We start from the raw sequence: 24,120 nt of genomic DNA, 5'->3' as shown, positions 1-24,120 counted from the left end.
ACACACCGGTTCGAGGAGACGCTCCGCAGGACGGACGAATGTGGTGGAGACGTGGACCCGAACGAGTCGGACCGACGAATGTCACGCCGGACGGGGCGACGCGACTCCTCGGCAACCGGGGGCGGCAACGATGCCGCAAGGGTTGGTGACGGGAGTCAGCGACGACAGTCGACGTCGGCGACCGCGCGCACGCCGACAGCGATCAGCGCCAGTTCATGGCGGACGCGAGGCACGGCGGTAGCGGACACGCGGCAGACTCTAGCAGAGGCGCTCGGCCTGTTCGACGGTCTCGTCCGGAAGCGCGCGCAGTCCGATGACGCCCGCGCCGCCCATCGCGTCCACGGCCTCGCCGAGGAGTAGGCAGCCGGCGAACACGACTCCGCCGACGGTGAGCACCGTGGCGTACATCCTGTCGATCACGATCTTCCTCCCCGGCGGGTTCCGTGGTGTCGCGAGTGGTCGTGCTCCAGCGTGACGTGGGGTCGGCGTCCCGAACTGTCCGGAATCTGGACAGTGCCGGTGTCAGGGCGTCGTCCGCGCGCCCGGGGAGCCGTCGCCGCCCTCGGCCGCGGCGACCCCGAGCATCAGCCGCGTGATCTCCTCCCGGTCCGACCCGCCGGGCAGACCCCAGCCGGGCTGGTAGCCGTACATCTCCGCGAGGGTGATCGCGCGACGGTTGCCGTCCGCCACCTCGATGTCGGTCGGGGTGATGAGACCGGGATGCGCGACGCCGCAGGCCTCGGCCAGCTTGAACATGTCCCGGCGCAGCGCCCGGATGTAGTTGGCGGCGCGCACCGACTTCAGCTCGACGTCGAGTCCCCGCTCCAGCCACGGGTTCTGGGTGGCGACGCCCGTCGGGCACCGGTCGGTGTGGCACTTCTGGGCCTGGATGCAGCCGATCGCGAGCATCGGCTCCCGCGCGATGTTGACCATGTCGCAGCCGAGGGCCATCGCCACCACCGCGTTGTCGGGCAGTCCGAGCTTGCCGGCGCCGATGAACGTCACGTCGTCGCTGAGACCGGCCTCCGCGAACAGCTTGTAGACCCGGGCGAAGCCGCTGCGGAAGGGCAGCGAGACAGCGTCGGTGAACACGAGCGGCGCCGCACCCGTGCCGCCCTCGCCGCCGTCGATCGTCACGAAGTCGACGCCACGGTCGGAGTTGCACATCGCGTCGACGAGGTGCTGCCAGAACACCATGTCGCCGACCGCCGACTTGATGCCGACCGGCAGCCCGGTCTCGTGGGCGAGCAGCTCGATCCAGTCAAGCATGCTGTCGACGTCGTGGAACGTGGTGTGCCGCGACGGGCTGACACAGTCGCGGCCCTCCGGGATGCCGCGGATCTCGGCGATCTCGGGCGTCACCTTCGCCCCGGGCAGCAGGCCGCCGAGGCCCGGCTTGGCGCCCTGGCTCAGTTTGATCTCGATCGCCCGCACCGGCGCCGACTCGACGACGGCCTTCAGCCGGGCCAGGTCGAACCGGCCCTCCGCGTCGCGGCAACCGAAGTACGCGGTGCCGATCTGGAAGATCAGGTCTGCCCCGTTGCGGTGGTAGCGCGACAGGCCGCCCTCGCCGGTGTTGTGCAGGCACCCGCTGGCGGCGGCGCCGCGGTTGAGGGCCGTGACGGCGGCCCCGCTCAGCGAGCCGAAGCTCATGGCCGAGACGTTGACGATCGACTGCGGCCGGAACGCCTTCGCTCGTCCGCGGGCGCCGCCAAGGATCTTCGCCGACGGGATCTGCAGCTCCTCCCCGGCGTGCGGCGCCGCCGACGGCGGGGTCTCGGAGAACGTGCGGTGTTTGATGATCGTGTACCCGTCGGTGTATTCGACGTCGTTGTCGGTGCCGAAACCGAAGGTGTTGTTCACGAGCTTCGACGACGTGTACACCCAGCGGCGCTGATCGCGCGTGAAGGGACGCTCCTCGTCGTTTCCGGTGGTGATGTACTGCCGTAACTCGGGACCGACCGCTTCGAGCAGGTAGCGGCCGTGCCCGACGACGGGGAAGTTGCGCAGCAGCGCGTGGCGTCGCTGCAGCAGGTCGTACGAGGCGACCGCGGCCATCGCCGCGGCGGGGAGTCCGAGGGCTTTCGACCACTTCATGAGGCCACCGTACGACGCTGCCGCCAGGCCCGCCGACCTTCGCGAGCCCGGCTTCGTGGGCGCAGCGACGAGTGCCCGGCGGAGGTGCATCAGGGCATCCTCGGATCGGACGCACAGACCTGAATACCTGTCCCGGGACCCGTTCAGCCGACGGTGTGCCGGGCGGCAGTGCGGGAGTGACCGGCGCGGAACGCCGCCGGTGACGCCCCGTAGCGCCGGGTGAACGCCTGCCGCAGCGTCTCGGTGGTGCCGAACCCGCAGCGGGCCGCGATCGCCGTGACAGGCAGCGACGTGGTGGTGAGCAGGACCGCGGCGGCCTCGAGCCGGACCCGGCGGACGTAGCGGGCCGGGGTGTCGTGCACGTGATGCAGGAACACCCGGGTGAGATGCCGCTCGCTCATCCCGGCCCGTGCGGCGAGCGCCGCGGCCGACAGATCGCTGCCGAGGTGGGTTGTGATGTGGTCGACGAGGCGCCGCATGCCGCGGTCCTCCGGTTCGGGCACCGTGGTGAACAGGCTCATCTGGGCCTGGTTTCCCGGTCGCTGCAGGTAGGTGACGAGGGCGCGGGAGACGTGGCGGGCGAGGTCGGGGCCGTGGTCCTCCTCGACGAACGCGAGGGTGAGGTCCAGGGCGCTGGTCACCCCGGCGGCGGTCGCGACGTGGCCGTCGCGCACGAAGATGGGTGTCGGATCCACCTGCACCTGCGGGTATCGCGCGGCGAGGTGAGCGGCGAACGCCCAGTGGGTGGTGGCGCGGCGGCCGTCGAGCAGGCCGGCGGCCGCGAGGACGGAGGCGCCCGTGCACACGGACGCCACCCGGCGGCTGTCCCGCGCCAGGCGGCGCACGTGGCCGACGAACCGGGCGTCGTCGGCCACGTCGACGTGCCCGAAGCCGCCGGAGACCACGAGGGTGTCGAGTGCTCCGACGAGTCGTTCGAGCCGTCGCTGCCCGGCCAGCACCAGTCCGGTGTCGCAGGTGATCGCGGCCCCGCCGGGGGTGGCCAGCGCGACGCGGTACGGCGGGGCGGCACCGAACCGGTTCGCCGCCGCGAACGTCGTCGTCACGCAGGCGATGTCGAGCAGTTCCGCCCCGTCGTAGCCGACGACCACCACGAGTCGTTCGTCCACACCGTCGACCGTAACCCCCCGACCGCGGTGTGTCCGGCGGACAGGGATCCCAAATTTCCGGACCTGTCCGAGATCGGGCCTCGTCCGGCCGGATCCGGCCGCCGATCGTGGAGGGATCCGCTTACCACTGCTCCCGGGAGATGACATGGATTCGACGACGATCGTCACCACGGCCCACCCCGCACCGCGCCGCTCCGCCGGCCCGGCCCTGCTCCTGCAGCGCTGGCCGACGGTGGCGGCGCTGGCGTTCGCGCTGTTCGGCACGCCCGCCGAGGCGAGCGTCGACGTGCTCACCGAGATGATGATGCTGCTGCCGTTCCTGTATCTCGTGACGGCCGTGCTGGGCCGGCCGCGTGCGGTGTGGGTGGTGTTCCCGGTCTCCTACGCGGCGTGGTTCGTGCTGCGGGCGCTGGACGTGGTGCCGTCGACGGCGCTGATCGGCGCCGCGGCAGCGGTCGTGGTCGTCGTGGGTGCGGTGCGCGGACGGCTGCGCGATCGCCGGTTCCTCGTCCAGGTGGCCGGCATGGCCGCGTTCGGGGCGCTCGGTCTGGTGGCGCTAGCGGTCGATCCGGATCTCGCCCGGTACCTCGTCGCGGCGGGATGGTTCCTGCACGGCGTGTGGGATCTCGTCCACCATCGCTTGCGCAGCACGGTGGACCGGTCCTTCGCCGAGTTCTGTGCCGTCCTCGATGTCGCGGTCGCCGTCGCGCTGGTCCTGGTGTGACGCCGCGGCGCTGCGCTCACCGGGTGCGCAGCCGCAGCCGCGTGTAGGTGAACGTCGCGTAGACGATCCCGAGGAGGAGCAGCATCCCGGCCGAGAGCAGCCACCACGACGTCGCGTGCTGCCACAGCACGTCGGCCTCGGCGGTCGGGTCCTTGGCACGCAGGTCGGTGGTCGAGGCGGTCGCGGCGTAGCCCCACCGTGACGGCGACAGCCACGACAGCTGGGCGAGCACGGCACGCCCGGTGATGGGGATCAGGCCGCCGCTGAGCACGAGCTGCACCATGACCGTCACGACGAGCAGCGGCATCACCTGTTCGCCGGACCGGGCGACGGCCGACAGGGCCAGGCCGACCACCACGCAGGCACACGTGGTCAGGGCGATGTCGACGACGAGTTCGACACTGCCGGAAGGGATCACGCTTCCGGTGCCGGGGCTGCCCTTGCCGATCAGGACGACGAGGACGAGCACGAACGACTGCACGATCGCGGCGGCGCAGAACACCACGATCTTCGCGATCAGGTACGCCGAGGGTGCGAGCCCGGCGGCGCGTTCGCGGTGGTAGATCATCCGTTCGCCGACGAGGTCCCGGACGGTGAGCGAGGAGCCCATGAAGCAGGCCCCGAGGATCAGCAGGATGAGGATGAACGCCAGTTCGCCGGGTTCGGCGCCCGGGCTGGGCGGACCGAATCCGTCGCTACCCGGCACCAGGATCGACAGCCCGCCGAGGATGAACGGCAGCAACGACAGGAAGATCAGGTAGCCGCGGTCCGCGCGGATCAGCCGCATCTGCCGCCGCGCGACGGTGCTCAGCTGCCGGCGACGGGAGGTGTGGGCGGGCCGGCCCAGCGGACCGGGCGCGGCGGCGGGTGGGTGGTCGACGGTCGCATTGCGGGCGAGGTGCTCGGCGTACACCGCATCGGGTTCGGCGGCGACGCGGGCGAAGATCTCCGCCCAGTCGGAGCTGCCCAGCGCGGGTCCCACCTCGCCGGGCGGCCCGACATAGGCGGTCTTGCCCCCGGGCGCGAGCAGCAGCACCTGATCACACAGTTCGAGGTAGGACAGCGAGTGGGTGATGACGAGGACGACCCGGCCGGAGTCGGCGAGGCGGCGCAGCGTGGTCATGATCTGCCGGTCGAGCGCCGGGTCGAGGCCGGAGGTGGGTTCGTCGAGGATCAGCAGCGACGGTCCGGTGAGCAGTTCGAGGGCGACCGACGCGCGTTTGCGCTGCCCGCCCGAGAGGCGGTCGACCCGGGTGCCGGCGTGCTCGGTGAGCTGGAGTTCGCCGAGTACCCGGGCGATCACCTCGTCGCGGTCGGCACGGGTGGTGTCCGGTGGCAGCCGTAGTTCGGCGGCGTAGCCGAGGGCCTCACGGACGGTGAGCTGCCGGTGAAGCACGTCGTCCTGGGGAACGAGGCCGATCCGGGAGCGCAGCGCCTGGTATTCGGCGTGCACGCTGTGGCCGTCGAACTCCACGACCCCATCGGTGGGGCTGCCGGTGCCGGAGACGATCTTGGCCACGGTGGACTTGCCGGCGCCGGAGGGGCCGATGACGGCGGTGAGCGTGCCGGGCGGCGCGGCCAGGGTGACGTCGTGCAGCAGGCGCCGGCTCCCGTCGATGGTCAGCCCGACGGCGCGCACGCGCAGGCCGTCGGTGGTGGCAGCCGCCGTCTTCTCCCGCGGGACGAGGGTGCCGTCGTGGACGACGAGGTCGGTGTTGCCGATCGTCACGACGTCGCCCTCGGCGAGGACTGCGTGGTCGATCCGGGTGCCGGCGACGAACGTGCCGTTGACGCTGCCGAGGTCCTCGATCTCGAGACCGGTCGGCCCGGTGCGCAGGGCCGCGTGATGGCGGGAGGCCAGGACGTCGTCGACGACGATGGCATTGTCGGCGGCCCGGCCGATCGACACGTCGCCGGTGCGGGGCGCGCGCCGGGGCCGGCGTCGCGCGCCGCGGGTCTCGCCGGCCCGGACCGCGGTCAGCTGGTCGAGCAGGCCCCCTCTGCGTTCACGGGTCGCCTCGGGTTCGGCGACGGAGATCCGGACGTCCGGTCCCTCGGCGCGGTCGCCGATCCGGGCGACGACAGTTCCGGTGACGCGGATCCGCTCGACCCGGCGGCCGTCGACGAAGAGCCCGTTCTTGCTGCCGGAGTCGACGAGATACCAGCCGTCCTCCCACTGCAGGAGCGCGTGTTCGCGGGAGACCACGGGGTGCTCGAGCGTGACGTCCATCGATCGGTCCCGGCCGATGCGCACCGTCGTTCCGGGGTCGTAGCCGGCGCGGCCGCCGTCCCATTCGAGCAGGACCTGCGCGTGCCGGGTGTCCACGTCGTCCATCGTCTCGGCCTTCCGTCAGCCGTGTCCGCTCGCACCGACGTGCGGTTCTCGACCGCCCACCGACGATTTCCGACCGCTCGTCGCGTCGTGCGCCGGTGGTCGTTCGACCTCCGATTCTCCCACTCCGGGAATGCCCAGGCCAGGGCGCGGCTGCGGCCGCGACGGGTGTGGCCTGTCCGATTTGACATGCGGTTGTGTGGCCCAGGACACTACTGACAGACCGCTTACCGACCGAGCGATCGGTCGTGGTGGTGGAAGGCCCCGCAGTCGAGTGGAAGGAACTGCGTCGTGACGTCCGAGATGCGCCCCTGGACCGCGCTCTACCCGAACGGACTCGCCCCCGAGCCGGTGGTGCCGTTCGTCTCCCTGGTGGACGCGTGGCGCGCCCGTGTGGACGCCGATCCCGACGGCAAGGCCATCGCCTACTTCGACGGTGTGCTGACCGCCCGCGAGACCGACGAGCTCTCCGACGCTCTCGCCGTCGCCTTCGCTGCCCGAGGGGTGCAGCGCGGCGACCGCGTGGGCATCTACCTGCAGAACGTCCCCCAGTACGCGCTGACCCTGCTCGCGTTGTGGAAACTCGGCGCCGCGGCGCTCGTGCTCAACCCCATGTACCGCAGAGCCGAGCTGCGCCGCCTCGTCGACGACGCCGAGATCGTCGGCATGGTGTGCGCCGACACCGCCGTCGCGGAGACCGCGGACACCGTGCGCGACAGCTCGGTGCGCTGGATCGTCAGCACCAGCGACCTGGACTTCCAGAGCCGCGACGACGCGCGGGTCTTCCCGACGACGGACCGTGCCGTGGCCGCGCCCGACGGCGACCTCGTCGAGCTGATCGAGCAGTACCGGGGCCGGCGGCCGTCGCCCGTCGAGATCACCGGCGACGACGTCGCGTTGCTCGCCTACACCTCGGGAACCACCGGACCGCCGAAGGGCGCGATGAACTCCCACGCCAATGTGCTGGCCGTGACCACCACCTTCGGCTCCTTCGTCGGCCTCACCGACGGCGACGTGGTGTTCGCCGTCGCCCCCCTGTTCCACATCACCGGCGCCGTCATCAACGCCACGCTGGCGCTGGTGCACCGAACCACCCTGGTCTTCGCCAACCGCTTCAATGCCGAGGTCGCGCTCGAGGCCCTCGTCGAGCACAAGGTCACGTTCACGATCGGCTCGATCACGGTGTTCAACGCCCTGTACGAAACCCCCGGCGCCGACGCCCGCCACTTCGCGTCGGTCAAGACCCTCTACTCCGGCGGCGCACCGATCCCGCCCGCGACCGTGGAGAAGTTCGAAGCGAAGTTCGGCAAGTACATCCACAACGCGTACGGCATGACCGAGACCTCCTCCGGCGTCATCGCGGTGCCCCCCGGACGGCGGGCACCCGTGGACCCCGCCAGCGGCACCCTCGCGATCGGCGTCCCGCTGCCCCTGATCGATGCGCGCGTCGTCGACGCGGACGGTGCCGTCGTCGAACCCGGCACGCAGGGGGAGCTGGAACTGGCCGGCCCGCAGGTGATCTCGGGGTACTGGCGCAAGCCCGAGGCATCCGCCTCCACCCTGCCCGGCGGACGGCTGCGCACCGGCGACGGCGCGATCATCGATCGGCACGGCTGGGTCTACCTGGTGGACCGCCTGAAGGACCAGATCAACGTCTCCGGCTACAAGGTGTGGCCCCGCGAGGTCGAGGACGCCCTCTACGAGCACCCCGCCGTGCACGAGGCCGCCGTCGTCGGTCAGCCCGACGACTACCAGGGCGAATCCGTGGTGGCGTTCGTGTCGCTCGAACGCGACGCCCACGCCACCGAGGGCGAACTCGTGGACTTCGTCCGCGACCGCCTCGCCGCCTACAAGCGGCCACGGCGGGTCCACATCGTCGAGAACCTCCCCAAGACCCAGACCGGCAAGATCCGGCGCAGCGACCTGCGCGACCGCACGATCCCCACCCCGACCACCTGACGATCCGCCCCCGGCCCGACCCCCTCCTACCGACCGAATGTCACACGGGTTCGGTCACATCGACCCGATGTGACATTCGGCCACTGCTCCCGCGAACGAAAAGAGACACGACGTGAACACCGACGTCCGGAACCCCCGGGATGCGGTCGACACCGCGCCCACCCTGGCCTCGAAGAAGAAATCGCTGTTCGCCAGCGCGGTCGGCAACGTACTCGAGTGGTACGAGTGGAGCGCCTACGCGGTCTTCGCCCCGTTCATCGCCGCGGTGATGTTCAACAACTCCGATCCGATCTCCGCGCTGCTGTCGACGCTCGCGGTCTTCGCCGTCGGCTTCCTCATGCGTCCCCTCGGTGGCATCGTGTTCGGCCGCATCGCCGACCGGCGGGGCCGCAAGTTCGTCCTCGTCACCACGATGCTCATGATGGCGGCGGGCAGCCTCGTCATCGGCATCATGCCCACCTACGAGTCCATCGGTGCCTGGGCGTCGCTGATCCTGCTCGCCGCGCGTATCATGCAGGGCTTCGCCCACGGTGGTGAATCGGCCACCGCCTACTCGTACGTCGGCGAGATCGCCCCGCCGCATCGTCGCGGCATGTGGGGCAGCGTCGCCTTCATCGCGATCTTCGGCGGCTCGGTCCTCGCCTACAGCATCGGCGGCGTGGTCACCTCGTCGCTCTCCGAAAGCGCTGTCGCCGAATGGGGTTGGCGCATCCCGTTCCTCATCGGCGCCTGCCTGGCGCTGGTGGCCCTGTACCTGCGCCGCAGCATGGACGAGAGCGACGTGTTCGACGCCCAGCAGGAGCAGGACGACCAGCCGCGTATTCCGCGCAAGACCGTCGTCCGCGCGATCCTGCTCATGATCGGCATGACCTCCGGCATCACCGCCGCGCACTACACCTGGACGTCGTACGTCTCCACCTACGCCATCACCCAGCAGGGCATGGATCCCGACGTGGCCTACTGGATGTCGGTGATCGCCCAGTCGATCGCGCTGATCTCCCTGCCCTTCTGGGGCATGCTGTCGGACCGGATCGGCCGCCGTCCCATGCTGTTCGCGTTCGCCGGCCTGATGCTCGTGCTGCAGCTGCCGCTGACGATGATGATCTCCTCGGCCGGATGGACCCTGCTCGTCGCGACGACGGTCGCGCTGCTCGTGGTGTCCGTTCCCGCGTCGGTGCTGTCGGCGACGCTGTCGGAGAGCTTCCCCACCCGGCTGCGGACTCAGGCGATCGGCTTCGCGTACTCGTTCTCGGTCGCGGTGTTCGGCGGCACCGCCCCGTACCTGAACCAGCTGCTGATCGGCCGGGGTATCGGGTGGGCGTTCAGCGTGTACATCATGGTGCTGTGCGTGCTGACCGGAGTTGCCTGCATCTTCATGAGGGAGACCAAGGGCATCCGCCTCGAGCACGCCTGACGGCTCGTCCACTGCGCCCCACCGGCCGTCGTGCCGGTGGGGCGCAGTCGCGTCCGCGACCGCCTCCCTGTCGATACGCTGGGCCTGCCGCGACGGGGCCGACCCGGCTGCGGTGACGCATCCGGGTGGGCGAGGAGGCGGCGTGCAGGCACATCCCGGTCCGCAGGTGCTCCCCGGCGACGGCCTCACCGGTAGCGAGGCCGCCGCGCGGCTGACCCGCGACGGCCCGAACCAGCTCCCCGCCGCACGACGGGTGCCGTGGTGGCGCAGGCTGGTCGCGCAGCTGACGCACTTCTTCGCGCTGTTGTTGTGGTTCGCCTCGGCGCTCGCGTTCGTCGCGGGCATGCCGGAGCTGGGCATCGCCGTGATCGTGGTGATCGTCGTCAACGGCATCTTCGCCTTCGTGCAGCAGGAACGGGCGGAGAAGGCCGCCGAACGTCTCGGCGAGCTGTTGCCCACCACCATCGTGGTGCGCCGGGACGGGGCGCTGCGCACGGTCGACGCCCGCGACCTGGTGGTCGGCGACGTCGTCGTGCTCACCGGCGGTGACCGCGTCCCGGCCGATCTGACCCTCGTGGTCGCGGGCCGCTGCACGTTCGACGAATCCACCCTCACCGGGGAGAGCGAACCGGTGCTCCGCGAAGCCGGCGCGGTCGTGTTCGCGGGCACGTTCGTCGCCGAGGGCGAATCCGAGGGCGTCGTGACCGCGACGGGTGCGCACACCCGCCTCGCCGGTATCGCGGCCCTGACGACCTCGGTGCGGCGCCCACCCGGTCCGCTCGATCTGGAGATCCAGCGGATCGTCCGGACGCTCGCCTTCGGTTCCGTCGGCGTCGGTGCGGTGTTCTTCGCCGTGTCCCTCCTGGTGGGGATCTCCTGGCGGGACGCCTTCCTCTTCGCGGTGGGAATCACCGTCGCTCTGGTGCCCGAGGGACTGCTGCCCACGGTGACGCTGTCGCTGGCGATGGGGGCACAGCGCATGGCGAAGGACAACGCATTGGTGCGCAACCTCGAGGCCGTCGAGACCCTCGGTGCGACGACGTTCGTCTGCACCGACAAGACCGGCACGCTCACCCAGAACCGGATGAACGTCGTCGAGGCCTGGACCCCGGCCGGGGCGGTCACGGTGCGCGGGGAGGGGTATGCGCCCACCGGCGAGGTGACCGGCCCGGAGCCAGCGGTGGCGGCCGCCGCGACCGCGGGTCTCGCCGGTACCGCCGCGTCGAAGGGCGGAATCACCCTCGACGACGACGAGTGGCGGGCGGTCGGTGACCCGATGGAGGCCGCGATCGCCGCGTTCGCGGCTCGTCTCGCCGGCCTCGACGTGCAGCCGGGACCGGTCATCCGCCGGTTCGGGTTCGACCCCCGGCGCCGCCGGGAATCGGTGATCGTGGGCGGGCGCCTGCTCCTCAAGGGCGCACCCGACGCGGTGCTCCCCCGCTGCGCCGACGCGGGTGAGCTGATCGACCGCGCGGAGGATGCGCTCGCGGACATGGCGTCGCGGGGGCTGCGGGTGCTCGCCGTCGCCCGCCGGACCCTGACCGACCCCGGCGCGGTCACCGACGCCGATCTCGCCGAACGCGACCTCGAACTCCTGGGCCTGCTGGGCATGGAGGATCCCCCGCGGATCGCCGTCCCGGCCGCGCTGCGGGCCGCCCGCGGCGCCGGCATCAAGGTCGCGATGCTCACCGGTGACCACCCGGAGACGGCCCGCGCCATCGCCCGCGAGATCGGTCTGCTCGGGCCTGAGGGCAAGGTGGTGCAGGGCAAGGATCTGCCGGACGACGATCAGCTGCTCGGTGCCCTCCTCGATCGCGACGGCGTCGTGATCAGCCGGGTCTCCCCGGAGCAGAAGTTGCGCGTCGCGAAGGCCCTGCAGGACCGCGGGCACGTCGTCGCGATGACCGGCGACGGCGTCAACGACGGGCCGGCCCTGCGGCAGGCCGACATCGGGGTGGCGATGGGAGAGAGCGGCACCGACGTCGCCCGCGAGGCTGCGGACCTGGTGCTGCTCGATGACGACTTCGCAACCATCCTCACCGCGGTCGAACAGGGCCGGGCCACCTATGCCAACATCCGCCGCTTCCTCAGTTACCACCTGACCTCCAACGTTGCGGAACTGACGCCGTTCGCGCTGTGGGGGCTGTCGGGCGGGCAGTTCCCGCTCGCCCTGGGGGTGCTGCAGATCCTGTGCATCGACATCGGTACCGATCTGTTGCCGGCGCTGGCCCTCGGCGGCGAACCGCCGAGCCGGGACACGCTGAAGCGGCCACCGGAGCGCCGGCACCTCGTCGACCGGACCCTGCTGGTCCGGGTGTTCGGGGTGCTCGGCCCGACCGAAGCGATCGTCGAGATGAGTGCGTTCCTAGTCGCGCTGCTCGTCGCGGGCTGGCGCCCAGGTGGCGAATTTCCCACCGGGACGGCACTTCTCGCTGCCTCCGGTGCCGCGTTCGCCGCGGTCGTCCTGGGACAGGTGGGTACCGCGTTCGCCTGCCGCAGCGCGACCCGGCCGCCGTGGCAACTCGGGTGGGGCTCGAACCGGTTGCTGCTGTGGGCCGTTCTCGTCGAGCTCGTCGCCCTCGTCGTCTTCCTGGGAGTCGTCCCGGTCGCCGACGTGCTGGGCCATGCAGTCCCCCCGTTGGAGGCTCTGGGCGTCGCGCTGCTGGGCATCCCCGCGGTCCTTGTTGCAGACTTCGTGTACAAGGCGGTCCGTGGCCGCCGGTGAGTGCGGTGCGTCTGTCATCGCCGCACCGGGGGATTGCGGGGCCGCGGCTCCGGGTATGCCCGGAACACCGTTCGTCGACGATCGGAAGGGACCGGCCATGACCACCCCCTGCCTGACTACACCGGACCTGACCACACCGGACCCGGATACCGAGCCGGGCTCGCCCGAGCCGGCCCCGCCGATCCCGCCGACGCCCCCGCCGCCGTCCCCGTTCCCGCCGGAACCGAATCCGGTGCCGACTCCACCGGAGCCGCAACCGCCGTTCCCGCCCGAACCGGATCCCGAGCCCTCGCCTCCGCATCCGGAGCGGCCCTTCCCCCAGATCCCCGACCACGCGATGTGACGACCTCGCCGGCGGCGAGAGAAGGAGAGCAGGTATGTCGAGCATGTTCGGCCGCACGTTGCTCGGAACGACCGCGGCGACCGCTGCGACAGCAGTGGCTGGATCGATTGCCTCGCGAGACGTGGACACGCGCTGGTACCGGCGGCTGCGCAAGCCGTCGTTCCAGCCGCCGAGCGCGGTCTTCCCCGTCGTGTGGACGGCGCTGTACGCCGACATCGCGGTGAGTTCCGCGGTGGCGATCGACGAACTCGAATCGGAGGCGCGGGTCGACGAAGCCACCTACTACCGGGCGGCCCTCGCAGCGAACCTCGTGCTCAACGCGTCCTGGTCGTGGGTGTTCTTCAAGGCGCACCGGCTCGTTCCGGCGACGGTGGTCGCCGGCGCGCTCGCGGTGAGCAGCGCCGACCTGGCGCGCCGCGCCGCGCTCGCGAAGCCGGCGGCGGGGGCCGCGCTCGGCCCCTACGCGGTGTGGTGCGCGTTCGCCACGGTTCTCAGTGGCAGGATCGCGCGGCTCAACTGACCGGGCGGCGACGTCCCGGAGATCCCTCGAACCGGGACCTCCGGGACGGATGCGTCGCCCGGTGGTTACCGCTGGGCTGCAATGCGATTGCGCATCGCCTCGAGCCCTGCGACGACGACGATCGCGATCACCACGTGCATCAGTGACAGGGTGATCGTGCTCGGCGCGTCGAAATCGGCGACGATCGTCGACGCGATGGTGCCGAGCGCGGCCACCGCGCCGACCACCTCGGCGACGCGGATGATGCCGAACCAGCGCAAGCTGAGCAACGCCGCGAGACCCAGGCCCACGGTGAGTGGGACGACGGTCATGACGAGAACGCCACCCGGGGCGGCGCTTTCGACGGTGTCGCCGTTGGTGAGCTCGAACGTGCCGCCGGCGGCGAGACCGACGAGCCACAGCGCGACGTTGACGACGAGTGCCACGACGACCGGGACGAGCACCGCCGTCGGACGACTCAGCGAGAAGGCGGGCAGGGTCGCCGTGGCGGTGTGATCGAGGGGCTTGACAACACTCATGATGTCCTCCGGAAGGGCCGATGAACTGACGTCGCCCATCGTTCAACCTCGAGTCGACTCGAGGTCAAGCCTTTCTGCACGAGTTACGCGGCCGCCACCGCGCACCAGTCCACGGTGACCGAGCGCGCACCGGAATGCGCGAGCATGGAACGCACCGGGCCGCCCAGGCACAGCTGCCGGTCGAGTTCGCGCCACTCGGCGTCCGGGTCGCGGTCGTCGGAGGTGCCCACGAGAATCTCCGCCGGCTCGGTGCTGCGCGCACCTTCCATCAGGAGCCGTTCCTCGTCGACGATCCGAACGGGCACGTCGTCCGATCCGGCCACGTCGCCGATGAGCAGGGCAACGTAGTCGGCGTCGTCGTCGGCATCGTGATAGGCCAGCAGGCGGCCGCGGACGGTGTCCGAGGCGAGCCGCCGATCGAGAGTCAGCCCGGACTGCTGCGTTCCCGCCGCGACGGCACGCAGGCAGCGCGGCAACGTCACCCGTCGTGAGGTCCAGCTGAAGAAGGCCCCACACCCCGTGTCCATGACACTCGCTCCTCCTCGGTACGTCCGGGCGAGGTGGTCCCCGGTTCTGTGATCAGTGTGCGCCGGGGGTCCGACATGTTCCGGGAGTGCCCGAGCTGGTGCCGGAGCAGGTTCAGGGCGTGGTGCTGAGCGAGCCGGACGGAGGCGGCATCGGTGTTCAGGGCACGAGCCGTGTCGGTGATCGACAGGCCACACGCGATGCGCAGGTGCAGCACGGCGCGGTAGCGGTGCGGGAGGGCAGCGATCAGCGTCGAGGGTCGTGTCGCCGCCTTGTCCGTCGTCACCGCCTCGTCCGTCGTCACCGCGTGCGTCCTCCTCCGTCCGGTGCGGGACATCGTGTCGCGACCGGTGTCCCGGACGGAAGGGACCGGTGTCCCGATCGCGCGGGCGCCCGGCGTCTGCTGTGATGCACTCGCGACACGACGCACCCGGGAGGCTTCCGTGAGACTCACCACCGAGGACATCGAGCGGATGACCGCGACGCTGTTCCTGTCCGAGGACGCCCGGCCACGGTCGCGGCGCGCGACGTTCTGGACCCTGCTCGTGCTGGCCTCGGTCATTGCCTCGGCGGGCGTCGTCGCGGACTCCACCGCCACCGTCATCGGCGCCATGATTGTCGCTCCGTTGATGACGCCGATCGTCGGGACGGCCCTGGCGGTGGTGCTCAACGACCATCGCAATCTGGTCGCCTCCGCGTTGCTCGTCGCGGCGGGAGCGGCCGCGGTGGTGGCAACCGGATACGCGGTGGGCCTGCTCGACCCTCTGGATGTGCTCGCCGAGAACAACAGCCAGGTGGCAGGCCGGGTCGCACCGCGGCTGATCGACCTCGTCGCGGCCCTGGCCACGGGCGCGGTCGGGGCGTTCGCGCTGGTGCGGCGCGACGTGTCCGACGCCCTGCCCGGGGTGGCGATCGCCATCTCGCTGGTGCCGCCGCTCGCGGTGGTGGGCCTGACCCTCGAGTCCGACGCGCCGCGGCAGGCCGGTGGGGCGCTGTTGCTGTTCGCCACGAACGTCGCGGCGATCGTCGCCACCGGCACGCTGGTCTTCCTGTTCTCGGGTGTGCGCGGGGCGGCGCGGCGCGCCGGTCGCGAGGTCGGGGACCTGCGCGGCCTCAGCCTGCTCACGGTGGTGGCCGCGGTGGTGGTCGTCGCGGTGCCGCTGGGTCTGTCCAGCGCCCGGGTGATCCGGCAGGAGACGCTGAAGGCCGACGTCGCTCCGGTCGCCGAGCGGTGGGCCCAGGAGCAGGGCTGGGCGATCACCGACATCGGATTCCGGCAGTCCGTGCTCTGGATCGAGGCGCTCGGCCCGCCTCCGGAGGCGGACCCGGCGACGCTGCGTGACGCCCTGGACGAGGCCGGTCTGCGCGACGTCGACGTCGAGATCACGCTTGTGATCGGCGGAACGCGGCGCCTGCCCGGCGGGTAGCGGCCGTGGTCAGCACACGATCGGCCGGTCTGCGGACGGGTCCAGCGCGGCCAGCACGAGCTGCTCGGCGACGGGATCGTAGGGGATCGAGACGTGGTCGGCGGTGTTCGCCGGGCACACGTCCTGCAGCAGGATGTTCTGGGCGCCGGGGCCGGTGAGGAACGACGCCGTGTAGGGGATGATCACCTGGTCGTATCTGGTGGCGACGACCGTGTAGGAAACCCCTTCGACGGTGTCGCTGCCGGCGTTGAGCGCGGCGAGCACGGCGTCCTGCGCGACGGACGGCGGTCCGAGCGACGGATAGTTCGCCGGCGCCAGCCCGACGATCCGGCTGGTCCTGTCCGCCCCGCCGAGGAACCGCACGTACCACCGGGGGACGGCGCCGCCCTTGGAGTGACCGACGATGGACACCCGCTCCGCACCGGTTTCGGCCAGGACGGTATCGACGAACGTCGCCAGTTCGCCGGCGGCGTCCGGGATCGGCTCGCGCGCCTTGAACGGCTCGCCCGGCGCTGCCCCGTAGTCGAGCGCGAACACGCAGTACCCCTCGGTCTTCAGGGCCGGTGCCAATCCGGCCCAGTTGGCGTAGGAGTTCTCGAGGAAACCGTGGACGAGCACCACCGGCTCGGGGTGCTCCGGCACAGGCACGCAGTCGAAGTCGTTCGTCCCGGCCGGGACGACACCGGGATGCGCGAGCGAGTAGACGAGCGCGGCGCCGAAGGTGCTCTGGGGCGGGCCCGTCGGCGCGTCGGCGGAGGCCGGCGGACTCGCGACGACACTGCTGCCCAGCACCAGGAGACCGGCGACCGCGAGTGTGCGGATCATGACGCCGATCATGCACCGTCGAGGTGCAGGCGGGGGACGGAACGAGCGGAGGGGGAATACCGGCGAGCCCCCACCGTTCGTATAGTTGAGTAATCAACGATTAGACGGAGGCACCCGTGCAGTTCGGCATCTTCACCATCGGCGACGTCACCCGCGACCCCACCACGGGCCGCGTCCCCACCGAGCACGAGCGGATCGTCGCCATGACGGAGATCGCGCTGAAGGCCGAGGAGGTCGGGCTCGACGTCTTCGCGAGCGGTGAGCACCACAACCCGCCCTTCGTCCCGTCGTCGCCGACCACCATGCTCGGTTGGATCGCGGCGAAGACCGAGAAACTGATCCTGTCGACCGCGACCACGCTGATCACGACGAACGACCCGGTCAAGATCGCCGAGGACTTCGCGATGCTGCAGCACCTGTCCGGCGGCCGCGTCGACCTCATGATGGGCCGGGGCAACACCGGCCCGGTCTACCCGTGGTTCGGCAAGGACATCCGCCAGGGCATCCCGCTCGCGATCGAGAACTACCACCTGCTGCGCCGGCTCTGGCGAGAGAAGGACCTCGAGTGGGAAGGCACGTTCCGCACCCCGCTGCGCGGCTACACCTCCACCCCGTGGCCCCTCGCCGACACCCCGCCGTTCGTGTGGCACGGCTCGATCCGCTCGCCGGAGATCGCCGAGCAGGCCGCGTTCTACGGCGACGGCTTCTTCCACAACAACATCTTCTGGAACCGCGAACACATCCAGCAGATGATCGGCCTCTACCGCACCCGGTTCGAGCAGTACGGACACGGTGCCGCCGACCAGGCGATCGTCGGGCTGGGCGGCCAGGTGTTCATGGCCGAGACCGAGGAGAAGGCCAAGCGCGTCTTCCGTCCGTACTTCGACAACGCCCCCGTCTACGGTCACGGACCGTCGCTCGAGGACTTCTCCGCCACCACCCCGCTCACCGTCGGCACCCCCGAGCAGGTGATCGAGCGCACCCTCGGCTTCGCCGACTATGCGGGCGACTACCAGCGGCAGCTGTTCCTCATGGACCACGCCGGCCTGCCCCTCGACGTGGTGCTCGAGCAGATCGAGATCCTCGGCCGGGACGTCGTGCCAGTGCTGCGCGCCGAATTCGAACGTCGCCGCCCGGCGCACGTGCCGTCGGATCCGCCGACGCACGCCTCGCTCGTCGCCGAGGGCGCAGACTCTCCGCACCGGCTCGTGATACCCGCGAAGGTCGACCTGTCCGCCGCCGGGGAGGCCGGGACTCGGTGAGCCGAACCGGCGGTGTGACGCGCAGCGAGCCGGGTATGCCGGTTCGTATGGAGACACACAACGACAAGCGCAGGTTCGTGGCTCAGCGGCTCGACGAGATCATCGGTGCCCTGGAGACGAGTGCCCCGGGTCCCGGTGAACAGAGTCCGGTGCCGACATCGGGGGAGTTCGACGGATCCCTCGTGGCGGCGCAGCGGCACCGTGCCGAGATCGAGACCGCCTCGGACGAACGGCTCGACGAGATCGCGGCGGGATACCCGGAGATCGCCGCGGCGTGGGAGCGAGACGGCTCGTCCTGAACCCGGATCACCCGGTCGCCACCCGTGCCCGCAGATCGTCCACACCCGGGCCGGACAACCGGGGCAGCGCCGCGCGACGGCCGGTGAGCAGCAACAGGATCGCGGAGATCGGTCCCCGGATCTCCGGCCCCTCGCCGACCGACCATTCGACGTCGGTAGCGGTGAGCCGGGAGATCACCGATCCGTATCGGTCCACGGGAGCGTAGTCGTCCGGTCGCATCCGGCCGGGACGTCCACCCGGTGTCACGCGTGCCGTACGCCGGGAACGATGTTCGCATTCCGGTGAAAGACGTTGTGCGGATCGTACTTCGCCTTGATCTCGGCCAATCGCGCGTACTTGTCCGGACCGTAGGTGGCGCGCACCCGGTCCTGCTCGAATTCGGTCATGGAGTTGACGTACGCGCCGATGCCGACCGAATACGGGCGCAGGGCATCCCACAGGGACCGGGCCCAGGCTCGCTCCGGTGGCAGCAGTGCGGGATCGGGACAGACGCCGACGATGAAGACGGCGAAGCGTGGCGTCCGTCCGCCCCCGAAGGCGGTGTCGTCCTCCCCGGTCTCGCAGTACGCCTCGTCCAGCCGGTAGAACAACAGGAGCGACAGAGGCGAAGTCTTCTGCGGCACGAACTCGACCACGGTCTCGATGACGTCGTCGGAGAGAGCTTCGAGGTAGCAGCCCTTGTCGTAGCAGTGGAAGCCCCACGCGTTGCTCTCGTCGAGCAGTTGTTGCACGTCGAGATAGGGCATCGGCGTGACGAACTCGAACAGTGGTGGCAGAGCGCGCCGAATTCGCGTCAGCGCGTCCTCGTGCGTCTGCGCTGCTCCGAAACCGGTGACCAGAAGGGCATAGCCGGGCTGCAGATGGTACTGCTCGGGCACGAACGGGGCCGGTGGGGCGTTCACGCCGGCAACCACGATGTTCAGCTCGCGCGGCAGCGTACCGATCACCTCCCGGGCGAGCCGCAGCACCTCGGTGCCCTGATCCAAGTCCCAGAACAGGAGTCCGAATTGCACGACGGGACCGGCCTCGTGCAGGCGGAACTCGAATTCCGTCACCACACCGAAGTTTCCGCCGCCGCCCCGGATGGCCCAGAGCAGGTCCGCATTCTCGTCCTCAGCGGCGCGCAGGATCCGGCCGTCGGCGGTGACCACCTCGGCCGATTCGAGGTTGTCTATGGTCAATCCGGCCTGCCGCGTGAGCCAGCCCATTCCTCCGCCCAGCGTGAGTCCCGCGACGCCCGTGTGACTGATCAGCCCGGCCGGGACGGCGAGTCCGTGGGCCTGTGTGGCGGCATCGAGATCACGCAGCAGGGCGCCGCCACCGACCCGCGCCCGTCTGCGCTCCGGGTCGACGACGACGTGATCCATCGATCCGAGGTCGATCACCAGGCCGTCGTCGACGACCGACGCGCCTGCGGTGCTGTGGGCGCCCGCGCGCACAGCCAGCTCCAGTCCGTGCCCGGTCGCATAGGCGATCGCCGCCTGAACATCGGCGGTACTCCGGCACTGTGCGATCGCGGCCGGACGCCGGTCGATATCGGCGTTCCACACCTTGCGGGCCTCGTCGTAGTCCGGATCGCCGGGTCCGAGCACCGGCCCCTCCATCGCGGCCCGCAGCATGCCGAGGTCGCCGGTCGTGTGAGTCATGTGTCCTCCCGAACCTGCCAGGAACGAGCGGACTCGCGGGCCGCGAGGCGCTCGGCGCGCTCCCGGATGCCGAGCAGCATCCTGCGCATCATCGGAAAATCGGCCAGTTCCATCAGTGCGACGGTGAGCGGCAGCGACGGTGTGGGCCGGTAGGCGGCCTGCAACCGGCTCACGAGCCGGGTCCGTCGCCCGCCGTCGACGGGATCGAGGCGCCACGACCACGTCGAATCCGGCTTCGCCCACACCAGGTAGCGCCCCGGATCGAAGGAGTGCACCCGGAAGGACGTCGCCGCCGTGGCCGGACTCGCCATCGGCGCCGCCACGTCGCCGACCTCGACGCACTGCAGACGCGGATCGATCGTCGTCGCGCTGGGCCGCCCCAGGTTGTCGAGACGGTCGTAGGAGTAGAAGCCGGCCCGGTTGTAGCCGACCTGGACGATCCACGGCCACACGCACTCGGCCGGCGCGTCGATCGTGAGGGCGCGGGTCGCGCTGAACGCGGCCGAGGAGAGGATGTCGTCTCCGGGCATCGGGCCGGCGCACTCGGCAGTCGTCGCTCCCCAGCGCCGGTGCCACCGGCGATACAGGACGAAGGCACTCACCGCTGTCGTGACTGCGGCGAGCGTGCGGATCGCCATGAGAAAACTGTTCCACATCGGCGCCGGGGAGAGAAGGTCCCGGCGGTCCCGCTCATCGGACGGTCCGGAGGGCGAGGGCGGCCTGCACGACCGCGGCATGCGTGAGCGCCTGCGGATAGTTGCCGAGGAAGGCGCCGGTGGCGGGATCCACCTCTTCCGGAAGAAGGCCGAGGGCGCCGGTGTGCCGCAGCAGGGTTTCGAACAGCTCCTCGGCTTCCGCCCGCCGGCCGGTGAGAGCCAGTGCCTGGGCCAGCCAGAAGGAGCACGGCAGGAATGCGCCCTCGCCTCCGGGCAGTCCGTCCTGTCCGGGCGGATACCGGTACAGCAGCGGGCCTCCGGCCGACAGCTCGCGCCGGATCGCGTCGATCGTGCCCCGCACCCGGTGCGAGTCCGGGTCGTCGATACCCAGAACGGGAAGCACGAGCAGGGCGGCATCGACGTCGCGGGAGCCGTAGGTGCGGGTGTAGCGGTCTCCGAGCCGGTCGAAACCGCGATCGCGCACCTCTGCGGCGACGGCGTCCCGCACCGCGCGCCAGCGCCGGCGGCGACGGGCGGACAGGCGATGGGTCTCGGCGATGCGCAGGGCACGGTCGAGGGCCAGCCAGGCCATCATCTTCGAGTGCACATGGTGGGCGGCGTCGCCACGGATCTCCCAGATGCCGGCATCCGGCTCGGCCCACCGTTCGCAGACATGATCGGTGAATCCACGCACCATGCGCCAGGTTTCGGAATACAGCGGGCGGCCGGACCGGACGAACCCCCACGCCGCGTCGACGACCCAGCCGTAGCCGTCGAGTTGGTGCTGGTCGGCCGCGTCGTTGCCGAACCGCACGGGGGCGCTGCCGGCGAAGCCGGGCCATCCCGCCAGCGTGCGTTCGGCGGGTCCGGGACGGCCGTCGAGTGTGAACAGGACCGGCAGGTGGGGTCGCTGCAGACGGCTCGCGTGCAGGAGCCACCCGAGGAACCCGCGTGCCTCGTCGACCTTGCCCACTCCCAGGAAGGCTGCGACGCCGATGCCGGCGTCGCGCGGCCAGGCGTAGCGGTAGTCCCAGTTCCGGATGCCCCCGGGCCGTTCGGGCAGTGACGTCGTCGGCGCGGCGACGGGTGCGCCGGAAGGGGAATAGGTGAGCAGACGCAGCGTCAGCAGGCTTCGCACGACGGCCTCCCGGTGGGGCAGGTCGTGGGCGATCTCGGCCGTCCACGCCCGCCAGCGGGCCTCGTCCTCGGCCACGAGGCCCCAGGCGGCGTCGGGAGCGAGGTGGATCAGCGGCTCGCGGTGGGCCACGGCCAGGACGAAGGTGACCGGATGCCCGGGGGTCACGGTGATCGAGGCCGGCCGGCCCGGCGTGATCGGGGTTTCGGAATCGCAGGCAAGCGACAGGGCGAGCGAGCCCCACTCGCACACGAGATCGCGGCCGCGCCGCCGCACGTTGGGAGAACGGTGCCGTTCACCGAGCATGGGATCGAAATCGACTACTGCGCGGGCGAATTCGCCCTCGGCGGAGAGTTGTCGCACCAGGACCGTCGTCGGTAGCAGCCGCCCGGCCACCTCCGCGATCATCGCCTCGCGCAGGGTGAGCCGGGCGTTGCCGAGATCCCAGGTGGTCTCCAGCGTCGCGGTGTGTGTCCGGTAGCGGCGCCGGACGACGGGGGCAGGACCCTCGGGCCCGAGCCGGAACCGTCCGGCCTGCGCCCCGCCGACGAGCCGGCCGAAGACGGGATCTCCGTCGAAGCGCGGCACGCAGAGCCAGTCGAGCGATCCGTCGTCGGAGACCAGCGCTGCAGTGCGAGTGTCGCCGAGCAGGCCGTAGTCCTCGATCCGGGACGGCACGGCCGCTTCGTCCCTGATCCGATCGAAAGCGCTTGCCGTGGAGGTCACTTCAGGACACCTGCAACAACAGTCCGAGTGCGATGCCGTAGACGAGATGTGCGACGACGGCGACGGCCGGAGTTTGGGCACCGTAGTTCAGGCCGAGCAGTCCGGGCGGTTCGAGGACCGCGGTGCTGCGCGGACCGGCTCGCCGGGAAGCCATGCGTGGATGTACGCCCGGCAACAGCGGCAGCAGGACCGTCAAGGCGACGACGCCGTGCAGCAGGCCGAGCATCATGCCGAGCCACCACGTCGCCTGATGGAGAAGCGCGAAGGTGGCGGCGTACCCGAGCGCGAAACCCTGGCCGATCGCGAGGTGGACGAAGAAGCCGACCACCCGGGCGCGGTCCGGGTCGGGAGTGACGGCCGTGCCGAGCACCAACGGCAGGTCCAGTCGGCTGAAACCCGCCAGTTGGGCGGCGATCATGACCGCCGTCAGGACGGTGGTGGCCAGCGATCCGAAGAGTGCCCATCCGGCCCAGTCCATGGCATTTCACCTTCGGGTGCGGGAGCGGCGGGTCCACGGTCGGCGTCCGGCGTGGACCCGCCGCTCGAAGTCACGGGGTGCCGGCGGTGACTCTGCGCCGGGCGGCCGGGGCGGTGGCCAGCCGGGCGAGGGCGAGGGCGGCGACCGCCAGTCCGACGTCGCGCAATGCGATGTCGAGGTAGCCGCCCAGGGTGACCAGATCGACGATGATGCCGAGCAGCCACGCGGCGACGACGTAGCCGCCGATCGCAGGTCGGATCGCGACGAGGATGCCGGCGAGGATCTCGACCACTCCTACCGCGAGCATGGCCTGGTGGGCGGTGCCGGGGACGATGTCGTCGATCCACGGGGCGAGATAGCGCTCCCAGTCGGTGAGCAGGTTCGTGAACTTGTCGAGACCGAAGGCGATCGGAGCGACCGTGAAGACGGTCCGCAGAAGGACGAATGCCTGGCGGGCTCCGGCGTCGGCGTCGATGCGGGTGCGAGGGGACGTGGCAGGGGAGAGAGGTGAGGGGCTCATCGAAGTCTCCTGACTTCTAAAAGAGGGTACTATCTATTTTAGATCTGTGACGTAGATTACGTCAAGAAGTTTCTCTTTTAGAAGGAGAGCGAGCGTGCAGGACGAGTTTGCGGAGCAGGCTGCGGGGATCGGGGCGCTGGCGGACCCGGTCCGGCGCTCGCTCTACCGGTACGTCGTCGCGCAGGCGGGCGCGGTCGGGCGCGAGGAGGCGGCGGCCGCGGTGGGGGTGCCGGTGCATACGGCGAAATTCCATCTCGACCGGCTCGTCGCCGACGGTCTGCTCGAGACGGAGTTCCGACGGCTTTCGGGACGGACCGGCCCGGGCGCAGGACGGCCGTCGAAGCTCTACCGGCGCTCGTCGCAGGAATTGTCGATCTCCCTGCCCGAGCGTCGCTACGACCTGGCGGGGGAGATTCTGGCAACTGCCATCGAGCGATCGATGCGTGAGTCGGTGCCCGTCGCGGACGCGGTGCGGACCGTCGCCGCCGAGCGGGGACGGCGGATCGCGGCGGAGCCGGCCCCGGCGGACGGCCCCGCGAACGGAGACGATGTCGAGGCACCGGCCGGCCTCGAGGGCGTGGCGCGGGTGCTCGCCCGGCACGGCTACGAGCCGCGCCTGTCCGGCGACGGGCAGATCCGGTTGGCGAACTGCCCCTTCGACCGGCTGGCCGGCGAACACCGGGACCTGGTCTGTGGCATGAACCTCGCTCTGGTCGAGGCGGTCGTCGCCGGGCTCGGGGCTGCCGGTCTCGACACTGCCGAGCTCGACACAGAACTCGCCCCGGAACCGGGATTCTGCTGCGTCCGGATCCGGAGCGGGGACCGGTGAACCGGCGCCGCACCGCTCCCGCCGCGGACGAC

Annotated in this window: 23 protein-coding genes; 9 read left to right on the top strand and 14 right to left on the bottom strand. The window is 70.8% G+C overall.

Going from position 1 to position 24,120, the window contains the following annotated elements:
- Positions 1-155 precede the first annotated feature (155 nt).
- The 4 genes from AC2IPW_RS24275 to AC2IPW_RS24260 form a co-directional block, all read right to left on the bottom strand.
- On the bottom strand, positions 156-248 hold the full coding sequence (locus AC2IPW_RS24275; protein WP_312026504.1) for an Ms4533A family Cys-rich leader peptide: 93 nt from the start codon (positions 246-248) through the stop codon (positions 156-158).
- A gap of 10 nt (positions 249-258) precedes the next feature.
- Positions 259-420: a hypothetical protein gene (locus AC2IPW_RS24270; protein ID WP_301914262.1), complete on the bottom strand. Its 162-nt coding sequence runs from the start codon at positions 418-420 to the stop codon at positions 259-261.
- Positions 421-522: 102 nt separating this feature from the next.
- The gene (locus AC2IPW_RS24265; protein ID WP_450119727.1) at positions 523-2,097 is read right to left on the bottom strand and encodes an FMN-binding glutamate synthase family protein; all 1,575 of its coding nucleotides are present in this window, start codon (positions 2,095-2,097) and stop codon (positions 523-525) included.
- A 143-nt stretch (positions 2,098-2,240) separates the two neighbouring features.
- On the bottom strand, positions 2,241-3,224 hold the full coding sequence (locus AC2IPW_RS24260; protein ID WP_450119726.1) for a GlxA family transcriptional regulator: 984 nt from the start codon (positions 3,222-3,224) through the stop codon (positions 2,241-2,243).
- Positions 3,225-3,369: 145 nt separating this feature from the next.
- Here AC2IPW_RS24260 and AC2IPW_RS24255 point away from each other — a divergent pair, with 145 nt between their 5' ends.
- Positions 3,370-3,948, top strand: coding sequence for a hypothetical protein (locus AC2IPW_RS24255; protein ID WP_450119725.1), 579 nt, complete (start codon positions 3,370-3,372; stop codon positions 3,946-3,948).
- A 16-nt stretch (positions 3,949-3,964) separates the two neighbouring features.
- Here the strand turns inward: AC2IPW_RS24255 and AC2IPW_RS24250 are convergent, their stop codons facing one another.
- Complete coding sequence (locus AC2IPW_RS24250) at positions 3,965-6,283, bottom strand: FHA domain-containing protein (protein ID WP_486375880.1); 2,319 nt, start codon at positions 6,281-6,283, stop codon at positions 3,965-3,967.
- A gap of 288 nt (positions 6,284-6,571) precedes the next feature.
- Here AC2IPW_RS24250 and AC2IPW_RS24245 point away from each other — a divergent pair, with 288 nt between their 5' ends.
- The 4 genes from AC2IPW_RS24245 (at position 6,572) to AC2IPW_RS24230 (ending at position 13,241) form a co-directional block, all read left to right on the top strand.
- Positions 6,572-8,239, top strand: a complete 1,668-nt coding sequence (locus AC2IPW_RS24245) for a class I adenylate-forming enzyme family protein (RefSeq protein ID WP_486375879.1) — start codon at positions 6,572-6,574, stop codon at positions 8,237-8,239.
- A gap of 112 nt (positions 8,240-8,351) precedes the next feature.
- The gene (locus AC2IPW_RS24240) at positions 8,352-9,653 is read left to right on the top strand and encodes an MFS transporter (protein WP_486375878.1); all 1,302 of its coding nucleotides are present in this window, start codon (positions 8,352-8,354) and stop codon (positions 9,651-9,653) included.
- A 142-nt stretch (positions 9,654-9,795) separates the two neighbouring features.
- Positions 9,796-12,378, top strand: coding sequence for a cation-translocating P-type ATPase (locus AC2IPW_RS24235; RefSeq protein WP_486375877.1), 2,583 nt, complete (start codon positions 9,796-9,798; stop codon positions 12,376-12,378).
- Positions 12,379-12,755: 377 nt separating this feature from the next.
- Positions 12,756-13,241, top strand: a complete 486-nt coding sequence (locus tag AC2IPW_RS24230; RefSeq protein ID WP_289379435.1) for a TspO/MBR family protein — start codon at positions 12,756-12,758, stop codon at positions 13,239-13,241.
- Between the two features lie 65 nt (positions 13,242-13,306).
- Here AC2IPW_RS24230 and AC2IPW_RS24225 read toward each other — a convergent pair whose 3' ends face one another.
- Positions 13,307-13,759: a DUF6069 family protein gene (locus AC2IPW_RS24225; RefSeq protein ID WP_289379434.1), complete on the bottom strand. Its 453-nt coding sequence runs from the start codon at positions 13,757-13,759 to the stop codon at positions 13,307-13,309.
- A gap of 83 nt (positions 13,760-13,842) precedes the next feature.
- A complete protein-coding gene (locus AC2IPW_RS24220) occupies positions 13,843-14,286 on the bottom strand; it encodes a hypothetical protein (RefSeq protein WP_289379433.1) in 444 nt (147 codons plus the stop codon).
- A gap of 441 nt (positions 14,287-14,727) precedes the next feature.
- On the opposite strand from AC2IPW_RS24220, the gene AC2IPW_RS24215 reads away from it, so the two are divergent.
- A complete protein-coding gene (locus tag AC2IPW_RS24215; protein ID WP_029540012.1) occupies positions 14,728-15,711 on the top strand; it encodes a DUF389 domain-containing protein in 984 nt (327 codons plus the stop codon).
- Between the two features lie 9 nt (positions 15,712-15,720).
- Here AC2IPW_RS24215 and AC2IPW_RS24210 read toward each other — a convergent pair whose 3' ends face one another.
- A complete protein-coding gene (locus tag AC2IPW_RS24210) occupies positions 15,721-16,548 on the bottom strand; it encodes an esterase/lipase family protein (protein ID WP_450119719.1) in 828 nt (275 codons plus the stop codon).
- Between the two features lie 104 nt (positions 16,549-16,652).
- Here AC2IPW_RS24210 and AC2IPW_RS24205 point away from each other — a divergent pair, with 104 nt between their 5' ends.
- Both AC2IPW_RS24205 and AC2IPW_RS24200 read left to right on the top strand, forming a co-directional pair.
- On the top strand, positions 16,653-17,798 hold the full coding sequence (locus tag AC2IPW_RS24205; RefSeq protein ID WP_486375876.1) for an LLM class flavin-dependent oxidoreductase: 1,146 nt from the start codon (positions 16,653-16,655) through the stop codon (positions 17,796-17,798).
- A 47-nt stretch (positions 17,799-17,845) separates the two neighbouring features.
- Positions 17,846-18,097, top strand: a complete 252-nt coding sequence (locus AC2IPW_RS24200) for a hypothetical protein (protein ID WP_003938681.1) — start codon at positions 17,846-17,848, stop codon at positions 18,095-18,097.
- Between the two features lie 7 nt (positions 18,098-18,104).
- Here AC2IPW_RS24200 and AC2IPW_RS24195 read toward each other — a convergent pair whose 3' ends face one another.
- The 6 genes from AC2IPW_RS24195 to AC2IPW_RS24170 form a co-directional block, all read right to left on the bottom strand.
- A complete protein-coding gene (locus AC2IPW_RS24195; RefSeq protein ID WP_416062177.1) occupies positions 18,105-18,293 on the bottom strand; it encodes a hypothetical protein in 189 nt (62 codons plus the stop codon).
- Positions 18,294-18,340: 47 nt separating this feature from the next.
- Entirely contained in the window at positions 18,341-19,744 is a 1,404-nt protein-coding gene (locus tag AC2IPW_RS24190) for an FAD-binding oxidoreductase (protein WP_486375875.1), read from the bottom strand.
- A complete protein-coding gene (locus AC2IPW_RS24185) occupies positions 19,741-20,382 on the bottom strand; it encodes a hypothetical protein (protein WP_052455305.1) in 642 nt (213 codons plus the stop codon). The genes AC2IPW_RS24190 and AC2IPW_RS24185 overlap by 4 nt, the downstream gene beginning before the upstream one ends.
- A gap of 52 nt (positions 20,383-20,434) precedes the next feature.
- Positions 20,435-22,261 (bottom strand): glycoside hydrolase family 15 protein, encoded by a 1,827-nt coding sequence (locus AC2IPW_RS24180; RefSeq protein ID WP_486375874.1) that lies wholly within the window; start codon positions 22,259-22,261, stop codon positions 20,435-20,437.
- A 1-nt stretch (position 22,262) separates the two neighbouring features.
- Positions 22,263-22,739, bottom strand: a complete 477-nt coding sequence (locus tag AC2IPW_RS24175; protein WP_124259007.1) for a hypothetical protein — start codon at positions 22,737-22,739, stop codon at positions 22,263-22,265.
- Positions 22,740-22,809: 70 nt separating this feature from the next.
- A complete protein-coding gene (locus AC2IPW_RS24170) occupies positions 22,810-23,259 on the bottom strand; it encodes a hypothetical protein (RefSeq protein ID WP_003938687.1) in 450 nt (149 codons plus the stop codon).
- A gap of 94 nt (positions 23,260-23,353) precedes the next feature.
- On the opposite strand from AC2IPW_RS24170, the gene AC2IPW_RS24165 reads away from it, so the two are divergent.
- A complete protein-coding gene (locus AC2IPW_RS24165; RefSeq protein WP_486375873.1) occupies positions 23,354-24,088 on the top strand; it encodes a helix-turn-helix transcriptional regulator in 735 nt (244 codons plus the stop codon).
- Positions 24,089-24,120: the final 32 nt, after the last annotated feature.

It is taken from the genome of Rhodococcus sp. NS-SX18, assembly GCF_057367935.1.
This window is presented reverse-complemented; position numbering and strand designations above follow the sequence as displayed.

Coding starts and splice junctions, on each gene's coding strand:
- AC2IPW_RS24200 (WP_003938681.1), top strand. CDS start 17,846: ATGGAGACACACAACGACAAGCGCAGGTTCGTGGCTCAGCGGCTCGAC.
- AC2IPW_RS24220 (WP_289379433.1), bottom strand. CDS start 14,286: ATGGACACGGGGTGTGGGGCCTTCTTCAGCTGGACCTCACGACGGGTG.
- AC2IPW_RS24190 (WP_486375875.1), bottom strand. CDS start 19,744: ATGACTCACACGACCGGCGACCTCGGCATGCTGCGGGCCGCGATGGAG.
- AC2IPW_RS24250 (WP_486375880.1), bottom strand. CDS start 6,283: ATGGACGACGTGGACACCCGGCACGCGCAGGTCCTGCTCGAATGGGAC.
- AC2IPW_RS24185 (WP_052455305.1), bottom strand. CDS start 20,382: ATGGCGATCCGCACGCTCGCCGCAGTCACGACAGCGGTGAGTGCCTTC.
- AC2IPW_RS24230 (WP_289379435.1), top strand. CDS start 12,756: ATGTCGAGCATGTTCGGCCGCACGTTGCTCGGAACGACCGCGGCGACC.
- AC2IPW_RS24175 (WP_124259007.1), bottom strand. CDS start 22,739: ATGGACTGGGCCGGATGGGCACTCTTCGGATCGCTGGCCACCACCGTC.
- AC2IPW_RS24265 (WP_450119727.1), bottom strand. CDS start 2,097: ATGAAGTGGTCGAAAGCCCTCGGACTCCCCGCCGCGGCGATGGCCGCG.
- AC2IPW_RS24210 (WP_450119719.1), bottom strand. CDS start 16,548: ATGATCGGCGTCATGATCCGCACACTCGCGGTCGCCGGTCTCCTGGTG.
- AC2IPW_RS24255 (WP_450119725.1), top strand. CDS start 3,370: ATGGATTCGACGACGATCGTCACCACGGCCCACCCCGCACCGCGCCGC.
- AC2IPW_RS24225 (WP_289379434.1), bottom strand. CDS start 13,759: ATGAGTGTTGTCAAGCCCCTCGATCACACCGCCACGGCGACCCTGCCC.
- AC2IPW_RS24170 (WP_003938687.1), bottom strand. CDS start 23,259: ATGAGCCCCTCACCTCTCTCCCCTGCCACGTCCCCTCGCACCCGCATC.